The organism is Gordonia rubripertincta (genome assembly GCF_038024875.1).
In the GTDB taxonomy this organism is placed as follows: domain Bacteria; phylum Actinomycetota; class Actinomycetes; order Mycobacteriales; family Mycobacteriaceae; genus Gordonia; species Gordonia rubripertincta.
Map to the genome: position 1 here is coordinate 2,903,252 of NZ_CP136136.1, position 15,518 is coordinate 2,918,769.

The 15,518-nt window shown below is 68.5% G+C and carries 10 protein-coding genes and 1 pseudogene; 8 read left to right on the top strand and 3 right to left on the bottom strand.

The features are described from left to right. Positions 1-19: 19 nt before the first annotated feature. The 4 genes and pseudogenes from RVF83_RS13185 to RVF83_RS13200 all read left to right on the top strand — a co-directional run bounded on the left by RVF83_RS13185 (position 20) and on the right by RVF83_RS13200 (position 6,422). Entirely contained in the window at positions 20-565 is a 546-nt protein-coding gene (locus RVF83_RS13185) for a copper chaperone PCu(A)C (RefSeq protein WP_005195564.1), read from the top strand. Then, positions 558-1,808 carry a Dyp-type peroxidase gene (locus tag RVF83_RS13190; RefSeq protein ID WP_005195565.1) on the top strand — a complete coding sequence of 417 codons (1,251 nt, stop codon included), beginning with the start codon at positions 558-560 and terminating at the stop codon, positions 1,806-1,808. The genes RVF83_RS13185 and RVF83_RS13190 overlap by 8 nt, the downstream gene beginning before the upstream one ends. Before the next feature lie 47 nt (positions 1,809-1,855). Next, positions 1,856-5,431, top strand: coding sequence for a transcription-repair coupling factor (gene mfd, locus RVF83_RS13195; protein WP_005195567.1), 3,576 nt, complete (start codon positions 1,856-1,858; stop codon positions 5,429-5,431). A gap of 84 nt (positions 5,432-5,515) precedes the next feature. Then, positions 5,516-6,422, top strand: a pseudogene (locus RVF83_RS13200) (MazG family protein). 79 nt (positions 6,423-6,501) lie between these two features. On the opposite strand, the gene efeB reads toward RVF83_RS13200, so the two are convergent. The 3 genes from efeB to efeU are packed head-to-tail and all read right to left on the bottom strand — an operon-like array spanning position 6,502 to position 9,985. Next, complete coding sequence (efeB, locus tag RVF83_RS13205; protein WP_005195569.1) at positions 6,502-7,827, bottom strand: iron uptake transporter deferrochelatase/peroxidase subunit; 1,326 nt, start codon at positions 7,825-7,827, stop codon at positions 6,502-6,504. After that, positions 7,824-9,032, bottom strand: coding sequence for an iron uptake system protein EfeO (efeO, locus tag RVF83_RS13210; protein ID WP_005195570.1), 1,209 nt, complete (start codon positions 9,030-9,032; stop codon positions 7,824-7,826). Before efeO ends, efeB begins: the two co-directional genes overlap by 4 nt. Further along, complete coding sequence (gene efeU / locus RVF83_RS13215; RefSeq protein WP_039880039.1) at positions 9,029-9,985, bottom strand: iron uptake transporter permease EfeU; 957 nt, start codon at positions 9,983-9,985, stop codon at positions 9,029-9,031. Before efeU ends, efeO begins: the two co-directional genes overlap by 4 nt. Before the next feature lie 256 nt (positions 9,986-10,241). Here efeU and RVF83_RS13220 point away from each other — a divergent pair, with 256 nt between their 5' ends. The 4 genes from RVF83_RS13220 to cysC all read left to right on the top strand — a co-directional run bounded on the left by RVF83_RS13220 (position 10,242) and on the right by cysC (position 15,454). Beyond that, complete coding sequence (locus tag RVF83_RS13220; protein ID WP_174351873.1) at positions 10,242-11,630, top strand: sulfatase family protein; 1,389 nt, start codon at positions 10,242-10,244, stop codon at positions 11,628-11,630. Between the two features lie 121 nt (positions 11,631-11,751). Beyond that, on the top strand, positions 11,752-12,561 hold the full coding sequence (stf0, locus tag RVF83_RS13225) for a trehalose 2-sulfotransferase (RefSeq protein ID WP_005195574.1): 810 nt from the start codon (positions 11,752-11,754) through the stop codon (positions 12,559-12,561). Beyond that, complete coding sequence (gene cysD, locus RVF83_RS13230) at positions 12,558-13,520, top strand: sulfate adenylyltransferase subunit CysD (protein ID WP_005195576.1); 963 nt, start codon at positions 12,558-12,560, stop codon at positions 13,518-13,520. Before stf0 ends, cysD begins: the two co-directional genes overlap by 4 nt. Then, the gene (gene cysC / locus RVF83_RS13235) at positions 13,520-15,454 is read left to right on the top strand and encodes an adenylyl-sulfate kinase (protein ID WP_005195578.1); all 1,935 of its coding nucleotides are present in this window, start codon (positions 13,520-13,522) and stop codon (positions 15,452-15,454) included. Before cysD ends, cysC begins: the two co-directional genes overlap by 1 nt. Positions 15,455-15,518: the final 64 nt, after the last annotated feature.

Below are 15,518 nucleotides of genomic sequence, written 5' to 3' on the forward strand. Positions count from 1 at the left end.
CCGAGAAGGCGAAACATCCATGTTCACAATCACTTCCACGACCCATCGGGCTCGTCGTCCACTGGCGATCCTCGCCGTTCTGACACTTCCCCTGGCCGTCGCGACCGCATGCTCCTCCGGCGACACCTCCGCCACCCAGGCCGACTCGGTGACCATCACCGACCAGTGGGTGAAGGCCTCTGACAAGGACATGACCGGTGCATTCGGCACGGTGACCAACACCTCCGATCACGAGGTGACCCTCACCGGCGGTGATACCGGTGTCGCCGCCCGCGTCGAGGTGCACGAGATGGCCCCGGCCGCCGACGGCACCATGGCCATGCGTCAGGTCGACGGCGGCCAGAAGATCGCCGGTGGTCAGAAGGTCTCGCTCGAGCCCGGTGGCAACCACATCATGCTGATGGGCCTGAAGGGACCGATCGAGGCCGGGCAGACCGTCACCGTCGCCCTGCGCTTCGGCGACGGTTCGACCCGCGAATTCGTCGCGCAAGCACGCGATTTCCGCGGAGCCAACGAAGAGTACACGCCGGGCCACGGCTCGTCGGACGCCAAGAGCGATGGCTGAGGCCACCGGCCACGGTGACGACACGAAGCGGGGCCGCGCGGCCTTCTCACGACGCAGCCTGATCGCAGGCGTCGCGGGAGCCGCCGGCCTCGGCGTCGGCGCCACGGCGATCGCGGCGCGGTCCACCGACGGTGCCGGGGACCGCACGCACGGCGGGGACCTCATCGAGTTCTACGGCGTGCACCAGGCCGGGGTCGCGACCCCGCCCACCGCGCACGTCAACTACGTCGGACTCGATCTCTCGACCGATCCGCGGCGGGCGCGTGAAGCCCTCGCCGGGATTCTCCGTGTCTGGACCGAGGACGCCGCCCGACTCACGAGGGGCACCCCGGCGCTCGCCGACAGCGAACCGCAGCTCGCCCGGTTGCCGGCGCGGCTCACCGTCACGGTCGGGCTGGGTCCCGGGGCCTTCGCGACGACGGGGCTCGAAGGTCGACGACCCCGGTGGCTGCATCCGCTTCCGGCGTACCCCATCGACCGGCTCGACGAGCGGCGCTGGGGACAGACGGACCTGCTGCTGCAGATCTGCTCCGACGACCCGGTCACCGTTGCGCACGCGACCCGGGTTCTGACGGCGAACGTGGCGGGACGGGTCCGCCTGCGCTGGGTGCAGCGCGGCTTCCGCAACTCCCGCGGCAGCCAGGACGAGAAGGTGACCATGCGCAACCTGATGGGGCAGGTCGACGGGACCGAGAACCTCGGACCCGCCGATTCGGACGCCCTGGTCTGGGACGACGGCGCCGAGCAGCCGTGGTTCGCCGGCGGGACGTCGATGGTGCTGCGTCGGATCGCCATGGACCTCGACGGCTGGCAGGAGGTCGACCCCCGCAGCCAGGAACTGTCGGTGGGCCGCACCCTCGCCGACGGCGCGCCGCTGAGCGGGGGAGCCGAGCACGACGACCCGGACTTCGGCAAGATCGTCGACGGGTTGCCGGCCATCCCGGCGTCGTCGCACATCGCGCGAGCGCGACATCGGACCGACGGAGAACGGTTCCTGCGGCGCGGTTACAACTACGACGACCCGCCCGAACCCGATGCCGCCGGCAGGATCGCCCTCTCCAACAGTGGTCTCCTGTTCGCCGCCTATCAGCGCGACGTCGACGCCCAGTACGCGCCGGTGCAGGCGCGGCTGGCCGAACACGACGCGCTGAACCAGTGGACGACACCCATCGGATCGGCGGTCTACGCCATCCTCCCCGGGGCTCGTCGAGGGGAGGTGCTGGGACAGAGCCTGCTGGGCTGATCGACCGGCCTGAGGGGGCGCGAGGAGCGGCACATACAATCGGCGGAGTGTCGACGCCTCGTGCCCTGTCCGGTCTGGCCGCGCTCGCGTGTGCGGACAAATCCTTCCGCGAGGTGCACGAACGCCGTGCCGAACGTCGCCTCGACATCACCGCGCCCGACGCGGCCCGGCCGTTCCTCGTCTCCTGTCTGGCCGCCGGCGCCGACGCCCCGCTGCTGGTCGTCTCGGCCAATGGTCGTGAGGCCGACGACCTGACGGCCGAGCTGGCCGAACTGCTCGACGACCCCGATGCGGTGGCCCAGTTCCCTTCCTGGGAGACCCTCCCGCACGAGCGGCTCTCGCCGAGCGCGGACACCGTCGGCCAGCGCCTCGCGGTACTGCACCGTCTGGCCAATCCCGGTGACAACCCGCTGCGGGTCGTGGTCACCACGGTCCGCTCCCTCGTGCAGCCGATGGCGCCGGGCCTCGGCGAGGTCGCCACCGTCACCCTGCGCGAGGGCATCGAGGTCGACTTCGACGGCCTGCTCGCCCAGCTCGTCGAGATGGCCTACGAACGTGTGGACATGGTCGGACGCCGCGGCGAGTTCGCGGTCCGCGGCGGCATCCTCGACGTGTTCCCGACGACCGCCGACCACCCGGTCCGCGTCGAGTTCTGGGGCGACGAGATCACCGAGATCCGGGCGTTCTCGGTCGCCGATCAGCGCAGCCAGCCCGAAGTCGACGCCTCCGAGGTCCGCATCCACCCGGGTCGCGAACTACTCCTGTCCGAGAAGGTGCGCACGCGCGCAGCCGATCTCGCGGCGGAGAACCCCGACGACACCGCCCTCAACGAGATGCTCGGCAAACTGGCCGAGGGCATTCCCGTCGAGGGGATGGAAGCGCTCATCCCGGCGCTCGTCGACGGCGAGATGCAACTCCTCACCGAGGTCGTCCCGGCCGGGACGCGCGTGCTCATCCTCGACCCCGAGAAGGTCCGGACCCGGGCCGCGGACCTGTCCAAGACCGGTGCGGAGTTCCTCGAGGCGTCCTGGACGGCCGCGGCGATGGGTGCGAACGCCCCCATCGACCCGCGATCGGGCACCGGCGTCGACCTGCAGGCCAGCGCCTACCGTTCGCTCGGCGACGTGCGCGAAGCGACACTACAGGCCAAGCGCCCGTGGTGGACGCTGTCACCGCTGTCCACCGGCAGCGGGAACGAACTCGAACTCGACCTCGCCCCCGGCCCCGCGCCGCGCGGCGACGAGCGCGAGATCGCGGCCACGTTCGCCCAACTGCGCGCCCACGTGTCCGACGGCAAGACCGCCGCCATCGTCGTCACCGGCAAGGGCACCGCCCAGCGCGTCGGCGAACGGCTGTCCGAGGCCGAGGTCCCGTATGTCATCGCGGAGCCGGGACATCGTCCCGAACCGGGGGAGGTCGCGGTCTTCGGTGCCACGCTGCGCAGCGGAATCGTCTGTGCCGACGCCGGACTCGTGGTGGTCACCGAGGCGGACCTCACCGGTACCCGGGTCGCGAACGTGCGCGACGGTCGCAAGCTCCCGGCCAAGCGCCGCAATCAGGTCGACCCGCTGGCGCTGACCGCCGGTGACCTCGTCGTGCACGACCAGCACGGCATCGGCAAGTTCGTCGAGATGATCGAACGCACCGTCTCGGGTGCGCGGCGCGAGTACCTGGTCCTCGAATACGCGTCGAGCAAACGCGGTCAGCCGGCCGACCGGTTGTACGTACCGATGGATGCGCTCGACCAGCTGTCCCGGTATGTCGGTGGCGAGCAGCCGTCGCTGTCGAAGCTCGGCGGATCGGACTGGCAGAACACGAAGCGTAAGGCGCGCAAGGCCGTTCGCGAGATCGCCGGCGAGCTGGTGCAGCTCTACGCCGCGCGTCATGCCGCCCCGGGACACGCCTTCGGGCCCGACACCCCGTGGCAGCAGGAGATGGAAGACGCCTTCGACTTCACCGAGACGATCGATCAGCTGACCGTCATCGCCGAGGTCAAGGCCGACATGGAGCGTCCGGTCCCGATGGACCGCGTCATCGTCGGCGACGTCGGCTACGGCAAGACCGAGATCGCCGTGCGCGCCGCGTTCAAGGCCGTCCAGGACGGCAAGCAGGTGGCCGTCCTGGTGCCGACGACCATTCTCGCGCAACAGCATCTGCAGACGTTCACCGAGCGGATGAGCGGTTTCCCGGTGCGGGTGCGCGGGCTGTCGCGCTTCACCGATCCCAAGGAGTCGCGCGAGATCACCGAGGCGATGGCCAAGGGCGAGGTCGACATCGTCATCGGCACCCACCGGCTGCTGCAGACCGGCATCACCTGGAAAGACCTCGGACTCGTGATCGTCGACGAGGAACAGCGATTCGGCGTCGAGCACAAGGAACACATCAAGGCGCTGCGCACCCACGTCGACGTGCTGACGATGTCGGCGACACCGATCCCGCGCACCCTGGAGATGTCGATGGCCGGCATCCGCGAGATGTCGACTATCCTCACCCCGCCCGAGGAGCGCCACCCGGTGCTCACCTACGTCGGCGCCTACGCCCCGAAGCAGGTCGCCGCGGCGATCCGCCGCGAGCTGCTCCGCGACGGCCAGGTGTTCTACGTACACAACCGTGTCTCGACCATCGACAAGACCGCCAAGGACATCGCCGCGATGGTCCCCGAGGCGAGAGTCGTTGTCGCCCACGGCCAGATGGGCGAGGATCAGCTCGAGCGCACGGTCTCGGGGTTCTGGAACCGCGAGTACGACGTGCTGGTCTGTACGACCATCATCGAGACCGGACTCGACATCTCCAACGCCAACACGCTCATCGTCGATCGTGCCGAGAACCTCGGTCTCTCCCAGCTCCATCAGCTGCGCGGACGCGTGGGCCGTAGTCGCGAGCGCGGTTACGCCTACCTGCTCTACAGCCCGGACCGGCCGCTGACCGAGACCGCCTACGACCGGCTCGCGACGATCGCCCAGAACAACGAACTCGGCGCGGGTATGGCCGTGGCGCTCAAGGACCTCGAATTGCGCGGCGCGGGAAACGTTCTCGGCGCCGAGCAGTCAGGTCACGTCGCGGGCGTCGGTTTCGACCTGTACGTGCGGCTCGTCGGCGAGGCCGTCGAGGCGTATCGCGCAGCGGCCGACGGCAAGCCCGTCGAGACCCAGGAGACCGGGGAGGTGCGGATCGACCTGCCGGTGGACGCGCACATCCCGGTCGAGTACGTCGACTCCGATCGTCTCCGTCTGGAGGCGTACCGCAAGCTGGCCTCGGCCACCGACGACGCCGCGGTCGACGCGGTGCTCGTCGAGCTCAACGACCGCTACGGGCCGCCGCCGGTCGAGACGACGCGTCTGGCGTCGATCGCTCGTCTGCGTCTGCGGTGCCGCGAACGCGGTATCACCGAGATCGGCCTCGCCGGACAGGGAGTCAAGATCACACCGCTGCCGCTCCTCGACAGCGAGCAGGTGCGTCTCCGCAGGCTGTACTCCTCGGCGACCTACCGCGCGACGACGTCGGTGGTCACGCTTCCGATCCCGCGCACCGGGGGAGTGGGGTCGGCCCGCCTGCGCGACGACGAGCTCATCGAGTACCTCACCACGTTCCTGACGCAACTGAAGCCGGAGCCCAACGGCTGAACCGGTTTCCGGCGAGGCGGGCGGTGCCGACGGGTTCGGGGGATAGGTTGATGGACATCAGGGGGGTCGAGAAAGGGCGTACGAATGACGGTGGTGCTGCTGGACCCGGCACGGCCCGACCTGATCCCCATCCGGGCCCGCGCGTGGCTCACGGGCCCGGTCAGGGTCACCGAGGACGTGCCCGCCAGTCTCCTGTGGGAGTTCGACCATGTCGACGCCGTGTTCGACGAGGTGCTCGATGAGACACCGGTCGACTCCGTACTGGTGAGCACCAACGCCGATCACCCACTCGTTCGCGCCCGCCTCGCCCGCGGGGAGCAGGTCATCACTGCGGCGAAGGTGTCGGGAATGGCCCTGCTCGACTCCGTCGCCCTGATGGACACCTTGCGCCGCAACGGTCCGTGGGAGAGCACCCCAGACCCATCACTCGTTGCGTCGCTACCTCCTCGAGGAGGTCTACGAACTGCTCGATGCCATCGAGGCCGGTGAGCAGGCCGAGCTGAAGGAAGAGCTCGGGGATCTGTTGCTGCAGGTGCTCTTCCATGCGCGCATCGCCGCCGACGATCCCGAGGCGCCGTTCGACATCGACGACGTCGCCCGCAGCTTCACCGCCAAGGTGATGGGCCGCACCCCCGGCGTGCTGTCCGGCGCCCACGCCGACCTCGAAACCCAGATCCGCGAGTGGGAGGAACGCAAGGCCGCGGAGAAGAAGCGCGGCTCGGTCCTCGACGGCGTCGCCACCACGCAGCCGTCGCCGGCCCTGCTGCAGAAGATCCTCGAACGGCTCACCGCGGCGTCGTATCCGGTGGACAGCATCCCGGCCGCGACGTGGACCGTCACCGTCACTGCCGGCGACGACAGCGTCGAGGCGCAGGCAAGGGACAAGGCCCTGGCGCTCATGGCGTCGGTCCGAGACGCCGAGGCGCGCGCGAGAGAGCGTGGCATCGAACTCGACTCGCGCGAGGCCTGGGAAAGCGTGCTGGAGGGCTGATGGCTTTCGCTCACCGAATCCGTTCCCGATCACTCAAATTGGGGTGAGCGCGAACGGATTTCGTGAGCGTCGGGCGTGGTCACTCGAAAAGCCGCTGCCCCCACCATTCGCCGGGCTCGAGGCCGGGCGGGATCGCGAAGTTCGCCGAGCCGTTGGGGATCAGGTACTCGGTCATGGCGTCCTGGCGGGACAGAACCTGCTGCATGGGCACGAACTGTTTTCCGGTGTCGCGGTTGAAGGCGATGAAGAACAGGCCGGCGTCGAGGTGGCCGAAGCCGTCGGTGCCGTCGGTGAAGTTGTAGCCGCGCCGGAGAATTCGCACTCCGCCGAGGTTGTCCGGATGTGCCAGCCGGACATGGGCGTTGCGCGCGATGATCGGGGTGCCGCCGGAGGTGATCGCGAAGTCCGGGTCGTCGAACTCGCCGGACTTGCCCAGCGGGGCGCCGGATCTCTTGGTGCGTCCGACGATCTGTTCCTGCTCGAAGAGGTTGGCGCGGTCCCACGGTTCGATGTCCATCCGGATTCGACGCGCGACGAGGTAGGTGCCGCCGGTCATCCACTGCGCCGCCGGGGGATTGTCCCCGGGGGCGACCCAGACCCAACGGTCGAGGAGGTCGGTGTCCTCGGCGCGCAGGTTCGCGGTGCCGTCCTTGAACCCGAACAGGTTTCGGGGTGTGTCCTGGGACTGCGTTGTCGACGACGTGCGGCCGAACCCGAGCTGCGACCAGCGGACGGCCATGACACCCACCGCCATCCGCGCGAGATTGCGGATGGCGTGGACGGCGACCTGCGGGTCGTCGGCGCAGGCCTGCACACAGATGTCGCCGTACGACCTCGATGGATCGATCTTCTCCGCCGCGAACATCGGCAGATCGACGAGTGCTGGTGGGCGGCGGTCGGCGAGACCGAAGCGATCGGGTCGGTCGGGGGCGGAGGCACTGGGCCCGAACAACCCCGGACCGAAGCCGATCGTCAGCGTGAGGTGAGCTGCGCTCAGCCCCAGCGCTTCTCCGGTGTCGGCCGGCGGGGTGTACTCGCCGAGTCCGGTGGCGCCGTCGGGCTCGGTCTCCTCGCCGCGGGTCATGCGTTCGGCGGCTTCGGTCCATCGCTGTAGCACGGCGATGAGTTCGTCCCGGTTGTCGGTGACGACGTCGAAACTCGCGAAATGAAGTCGATCCTGGGCGGCGGTGATGATGCCGGCCTGGCGTGGACCGCGGAATTCGACGACGTGGTCGGCGGCCGGTGCCGGCGTGGTGGCGCGGCCGACGGCCACCCCGCCCGCGGCGACGAGCAACCCGGCACCGGTGCCGCCGAGGATCGCACGACGCGACAGGCCGCGTCGCTTCGTGCGGCCTGCGGGGTCGGAAGGTTGCGCCTCGCCGGGGCGGGGGGCCGTCTCACTCATTGCTGCAACACCAGTCCCGGGACCTGCGACAGGGTGGCCGAGAGCGCGTCGATCTGATTCGACAGTTCCTTGCGCTGTTCGGGGGTCACCTTGGTGTAGGACACGTAGCCGTCACCCTCGCGGTAGGCATTCACCGAATCACGCACGGTCTTGAACTGGGCGGTGATCTTGTCCATGAGCGCCGGGTTCTTGGCGGAGATGATCGGCTGCATGGTCGCGATGGCGGTCTCCGAACCGTCGAGGTTCGCGGCGATGTCCCAGAGGTCGGTGTGGGAGTAGCGGTCTTCCTCGCCGTCGACCTTGGTGGCGGCCACCTCGTCGATCAGCGCCTGCGGGCCCTTCACGAACGACAAGGTCTCGAACTCGAAGTCGGGCTTGTTGACCTCGTCGCGCAGCTTGGTCACGTTGGCGAGCAGACCGTCGGCGATCTCGGCGATGGCCTGCGGGTTGTCGGTCTCCTTGGCGTTCGCGGCATCAGACCGCGTGATCTGGCCCGGTGCGTCGCCGATCTCGGCGGCCTGCGGCGGCCACAGGAACCGTTCGATGCGGTGGAATCCGGTGAAGGGCTGGGTGCCGTCCTCGGTGTCGTCCCACCGCATGTCGACGGCGGGGTCGAGGTCGGGGAAGGACTCGGCGACCGGCTCGATCCGTTCGTACGGGGTGCGCGTGAGACCGAATTGCGCACGCGCCGCGTCGAGATCGCCCTTCTTGACGCTGTCGACGAAGGATGTCGTCTGGGCGTGCAGGGTGTTCAGCTGGTTGCGGACGTACTCGAGATACTGCGCCTTGGCGGCCGTCACGTCGGCGGGGACGTCGGCCTTCTCCTTGCGCTCGCCGCCGACGTTGAGTTCGGTCCGGATGCCGGCGCCCACCATGCCGGGTTTGCACGCCACCGTGTAGGTGCCGGGTTCGACGATCTCGACCGTCAGATTGCCGGACAGGCCGGGTCCGATGTTCTCGACCTCGCCGAGGACGCGGTTGTTGTTCCCGTAGACGTAGAACTCGGTGACCTTGTCTCCGGAATTGGTGACCGTGAAGTCCACGTTGCCGGTCGTCGCGTCGGTGGTCGCGAGATCACAGGCGTCGGCGGTCGACGTGACGGCGATCGCGCCCTCGGAGCTGCCCTTCTCGGTACAGCCGGCGAGGAGCACGGGGGCGATCACCACCGCGGCCGCAGCTGCGGCCACCACGGGTCTACGAGTCACTGAGGATTCCTTTCGGGGGCGGGCTCCACGGGCGCGGAGCTCTCGTCGGACGTTCTGGCGACGATTGCGCGATGTCCGGCACGTTGACGGCGGAAGAAGATCGTGGTCACCACGACCACGTAGACGATCCACGCGATCACCTGCAGGACCGTGGGATCCGGGCGCACGTTGAAGATGCCGCCCAGGATCGTGCCGTACCAGGACGAGGCGTCGTAGGTCTCCGAGACGTCGAAGGCGGTGTTGCCGAGTCCGGGCAGCCAGCCCACCGTCTGCAGCGCCCGGATGCCGTAGGTCAGAATCCCGGCGGCGACGACGATCAGGAACAGGCCGGTGTAGGTGAAGAACACCGAGAGGTTCATGCGGATCGCACCGCGGTAGATCAGGACGGTCAGCACGATCGCGCCGACGATCCCGACGACGAGGCCGAGCAGCGGCCACAATCCACCGGACACGCTCTCGGCATAACCGACCATCAGCAATGCGGTCTCGAAACCCTCGCGGCCGACGGCCAGGAACGCCAGACCCAGCACCGATGCGCCGCCGGTCAGCAGCGCCTTCGACATCCCGCTCTTGAGGTCGGCGGAGATGTGGGAGGAGGCCTCGCTCATCCACAGGACCATGAACGTCACGATCCCGACCGCCACCAGCGACGCGACCCCGGCGATGGTCTCGGCCGCGAGCGGCGTCATCGTCGATGTGCCGAAGTGGATCACGAGGAACACCACGAGGGTCATCGCGACTGCCGCACCGACGCCCGCCCAGATCCACTTGAGGGCGTCCCGGCGGTCGGTTTTCACGACGAAGGCGATCAGGACCATGACCACGATCCCGGTTTCGAGGCCCTCGCGCAGACCGATGAGCGCGCTTCCGACCATCTGCGTCCAGACCGACGGTCCGTCGGCGGCGGCCAGCACATGTACGCCACTCGAGGCGAGTGCCGTGAGGTGATCCATCCGGGTCCGTCCGTCTCTCAGCGCCGCCGGCGCCATTAGTTCTGTAAGGCTAGCCATAGGAACGTTAGACCTGGATGGGGGTGCCGCATAGGGCATATCGCCCTACACGTGACCGGCAAGGGCGCCCACAGCAGTCCGATCAGCGGATTTGGCGCACAGTGATTTCAACCTCTCGGCCGGTGCCGTGCGCGGTATGTCGGAATCGGGTGTCCGTCCGCCGACGATTCGGCCGGCGGCCTGCGTCATCATGGGGGCCATGGCACGCGAGAACGTCATCCTGATCCACTGGCACGACCTGGGACGTCATCTGACGTGTTACGGCGCCGACGGAGTCGAGTCGCCGACCCTCGATCAACTGGCCGCGGACGGCATCCGCTTCGCCGACGCCCATGCCACCGCGCCACTGTGCTCGCCGGCCCGCGGGTCGCTCTTCACCGGACGCTACCCCCACCGCAACGGCCTCGTCGGGCTTGCGCACCACGGGTTCGAGTACCACTCCGACGTGCGAACCCTGCCGTCGCTGCTGGCCGACGCCGGGTACCGGTCGGCGCTGTTCGGGATGCAACACGAGAGCGCGGACCCGCAGCGACTCGGCTTCGATTCGGTCGACGTCTCCGACTCGCGATGCGACTACGTCGTCGAGCAGTCCCAGGACTGGCTCCGGCGCCACGCCGACGACGATCGGCCCTTCTTCCTGACCGCGGGGTTCTTCGAGACCCATCGGCCGTACCCGGCGGACGAGTACAAGCCGTCCGACACCAGTGACATCGCAGTACCGGGGTTTCTGCCCGACACCGACGACGTCCGCGACGACCTCGCGGGTCTGCACGGTTCGATCTCCAAGGCCGACGCCGCGGTCGGTCGTCTGCTCGGCACCGTCGCCGAGCTGGGGCTGGACTCCTCCACGTGGATCGTGTTCATCACCGACCACGGGCTGGCGTTCCCGCGGGCGAAGTCGACCCTGTACGCAGAGGGCACCGGCGTCGCGCTCATCATGCGGCCGCCGACGCAGCGGCACGTCGAGCCGCAGGTCTACGACGACCTGTTCTCCGGTGTCGACCTGACCCCGACCCTGCTGGACCTGCTGGGGGTCGACATCCCGGACGACGTGGACGGCGACTCCCATGCGTCGGCACTCGTCGAATCACCCGGCGCGCCGGTCGTACGCAGCGAGGTCTTCACGGAGAAGACCTACCACGATGCCTTCGACCCGATCCGAGCCGTGCGCACCAAGGACTACAGCTACATCGAGAACCTCGCGGCGCGGCCGGCACTCCTGTTGCCGCTCGACATCGCCGACAGCCTGTCCGCTCGATCGCTGGATTCCGAAGCGATCCAACAGGACCGGCCGCGGGTCGAGCTCTACGACCTGCGTTCCGATCCGTATGAGCGCAACAATGTCGCCGACGACCCGTCGTATGCCGGGGTGCGTGCCACCTTGGCCGCGACGCTGTCCGCGTGGCGGGCCGAGACCGCTGACGACCTCCCCGACGAGGCGACCGGTACCGCCGTCGCCCAGCGATTCATGGAGGCCTTCCATGCGAAGGCGGCGCAGGTCGCAGCCCAGGAGGAGGCGCTGCCGTCCCGTCGTCCGCAGGGTTCCAAGCGCGAGTTGGCCGGGGAGATCACGTCAGGGACCCGCTGAACCGGGAGGCACGCCGGAGATCGGGACATTCACGACAGCTGGCCGGTGTCAAGGTTTTCCGCCTCTCTGCGCCTAAAAGTCCAGGTTGCGAGGGGTTTTCGGATCGTTAGACTCATCGTTCATGTCAGCAACGCCCGCCGCGGGGCCGTCGAACTATCTGGTCTGCGCGAGCCAGCGCAGCGGCAGCACACTGCTCGTCGAGTCGCTGTCGGCAACCGAGGTCGCCGGTACGCCGGAGGAGTTCTTCCAGTACTTCGTCTCCTCGTCGCAATCGCCTCAGCCACGTGAGTGGTTCGCCGGTGTCACCGATCCGACGATCCTGGAACTCCTGGACCCGGTCGATCCCGGCACCGTCGACACCCGTGACTCCGAGATCTGGCGCGCCGACATCCTGGCGGCCGGCCGCAGCGCCAACGGGGTGTGGGGCGGCAAGCTCATGTGGAATCAGACGCCGCTGCTGATCGCGCGAAGCCGCGCGGGTTCCGGATCGTTGCGGACAGCGATCCGGTGGATCTTCGACGGCGCCGACCCGGTGTACGTACACGTGTACCGCGATGACGTGGTGCCGCAGGCGGTTTCGATGTGGCGCGCGGTGCAGACGCGGGTATGGCGCAACGACGGCTCGGACGATGACGGGGACGACGGCGCGGTGTACCACGCCGCGGGGATCGCGCATCTGGCCGGCCTCCTCCGCGAGCAGGAACGGCAGTGGCGCAACTGGTTTGCCGCCGAGGGCATCGAACCCCTCGACATCGAGTTCCGCGACCTGGTGAACGACCCCACCAAGGCGGCCGCGCGGGTACTCGAGAAGATCGGTCAGGACCCCGCACTGGCACCGCCGCCACCGCTGAAACCGCAGTCGAATTCGCGGTCCAAGGAATGGGCTCAGCGATACCGAGAAGACGCCGAACGGAACGGATATCCGCTGTGACGACAATTCCCCAGACTGCAGATCCGCAGGCTGCCGACGACATCGATCACGTCACCGCGATCCGGGTCCTGGAGGCAGAGGCGGTGCACATCATCCGGGAGGTGGTGGCCGAGCTCGAGCGTCCGGTCCTGCTGTTCTCCGGCGGAAAGGACTCGATCGTCCTGCTGCGCCTGGCGGAGAAGGCCTTTCGGCCGGCGCCGCTGCCATTCCCGATCATGCATGTCGACACCGGGCACAACTTCTCCGAGGTCATCGAGTTCCGTGACCGTCGTGTCGCACCCACCGCCCACAACCCGGAAGGCATCGAGCTGATCGTGGCGTCGGTCCAGGAGTCCATCGACTCGGGTCGCGTCGCCGAGTCGACGGACCCGTCGGGCTCGCGCAACCGGCTGCAGACCCGCACTCTGCTCGACGCACTCGAGAAGGGCGGCTTCGATGCCGCTTTCGGCGGTGCCCGCCGCGACGAGGAACGTGCCCGCGCGAAGGAACGCATCTTCAGCTTCCGCGACGAGTTCGGCCAGTGGGACCCGCGTGCGCAGCGCCCCGAACCGTGGTCGTTGTACAACGGGCGAATACGGCGCGGAGAGTCGGTGCGCGTGTTCCCGCTGTCGAACTGGACCGAGACCGACATCTGGCGCTACATCGAACTCGAGAACCTCGAACTGCCGTCGATCTATTTCGCCGGTGAGCGTGAGGTCTTCGAACGGGACGGAATCCTGCTGGCGGTCTCGGAGTTCTCGCCGCCACGGGACGGCGAAGAGGTCACCACCGAGTGGGTGCGCTACCGCACGGTCGGGGATCTGACGATCACCGGTGCGGTCCGCTCTAAGGCGACCACGATCGCCGAGATCATCGCCGAGATCAGCGAGGCGACGGTCTCCGAACGCGGTGAGACCCGCGCCGACGACCGGACATCGAGTGCCGCCATGGAAGACCGCAAGCGCGAAGGGTATTTCTGATGACCATCACCTCTGCGCAGACGGCCGATGCCGGCACCGGAACTCCCACCGCGACCCGACAGTTCCTCCGCATCGCCACCGCGGGCAGCGTCGACGACGGCAAGTCGACGCTGATCGGCCGCATCCTGCACGACACCGGCAGCCTGCCGACCGACCACCTCGACGCGGTCACCGACGGTGACGGGGACGTCGACCTCGCCGCGCTCTCCGACGGCCTGCGTGCCGAGCGGGAGCAGGGCATCACGATCGACGTCGCATACCGGTTCTTCTCCACGCCCACACGCAGTTACGTGCTCGCCGACACTCCCGGACACGAGCGCTACACCCGCAACATGTTCACCGGGGCGTCGAACGCACATGTGGCGGTGCTGCTCGTCGACGCCCGGCACGGCCTGCTCCGCCAGACCCGGCGCCATGCCCGGATCGCGACCCTCGTCGGGGTTCCGCATGTGGTCGCGGCGGTCAACAAGATCGACCTGGTGGACTTTTCCCAACACCGCTTCGACGAGATCCGCGCCGACCTCGCCGAGCTCGCCGTACAACTCGGCATCGACGAGATCACGGCGATCCCGGTCGCCGCCAAGCACGGTGACAACGTCGTGCACCGGTCGGACAGCACACCCTGGTACGAGGGTCCGACGCTCCTCGAGTACCTCGAGAACGTCGAATTGCACGCGCCGGCAACGGTTGCCGAGGAATTGCGGCTGCCGATCCAGTGGGTGTCGCGACCGAGCGAGTCCCATCGTCGCACCTACACCGGGCGCCTGGCGTCGGGAACCCTGCAGGTCGGCGACGAGATCGTCGTGCTGCCGTCGCGCAGCCGGTCGACGGTCACCGCTGTCGACACGCTCGACGAGACGAGAAAGGTCGCGGTCGCCCCGCTGTCGGTGGCTATCCAGATCGCCGACGACATCGACATCGGCCGCGGCGACATCGTCGTCAGCGGCGCCGAGGGTGCGCACGTTCCGGTGCTCGCCCGCGAGATCGACGCCCACGTGTGCTGGCTGTCGACGTCGCCGTTGCGTGCCGGAGATCGTGTCGCGCTCAAGCACGGGCCGTCGACGGTGCGCGCCACCGTCCAGTCTCTCGAACGCCGCCTCGATCCCGACACCCTGATCGAGCACGTCGGGCCGAGCGAGCTGGCGCTCAACGACATCGGGACGATCACGCTGCGTACGGCGTCGGTGGTGCCGGCGGATCCGTACGAGCAGAACCGCGACACCGGCGCCTTCATCCTCATCGACGAGGCGTCCAACGACACCGTCGGCGCCGGCACGATCCTCGAAGCGCGAGAGGTCATCCCGGGCAAGGCCACCCGAAACGACATCAAGTGGCATCCGAGTTCGCTCGCCCGCGCCGAACGCTGGGCGCACACCGGTCAGCGCGGAGCGACGGTGTGGCTCACCGGATTGCCGGCGTCGGGCAAGTCCACCGTCGCGGTGGCGCTCGAACGTGCCATCGTCAGCCGCGGCCGCGTCGCCTACCTCCTCGACGGCGACAACATCCGGCACGGCATCTCCGACGACCTCGGGTTCTCGGCCGGCGACCGGGCGGAGAACATCCGTCGCGTGGGGCATGTCGCGCGCCTCTTCGCCGACGCCGGCGTCATCGCGATCGCGTCGATGGTGTCGCCGCTGCGGTCGGACCGGGAGATCGCCCGGGAACTGCACCGCGCCGCCGGTCTGGAGTTCATCGAGGTGCACATCTCGACGCCGGTCTCCGAGTGCGAACGTCGTGATCCGAAGGGACTGTACGAACGAGCCCGGCGCGGCGAATTGCGTGGCCTGACCGGCATCGACGCGCCGTACGAGAGTCCGGAACACCCCGATCTGAGATTCGACACCACCGGCGCCGACATCGACCGGCTCGCCTCGCTGATCCTCGGCGCGCTGATGGACCGGGGCATCGTCGAGGACGGCATGATCGAGGGGTGAGTTGCTGCCACCCGCCCGGATCCGCGTCGCCGGAGTCCCGATCTGACGAACGCCATCCTGCGTC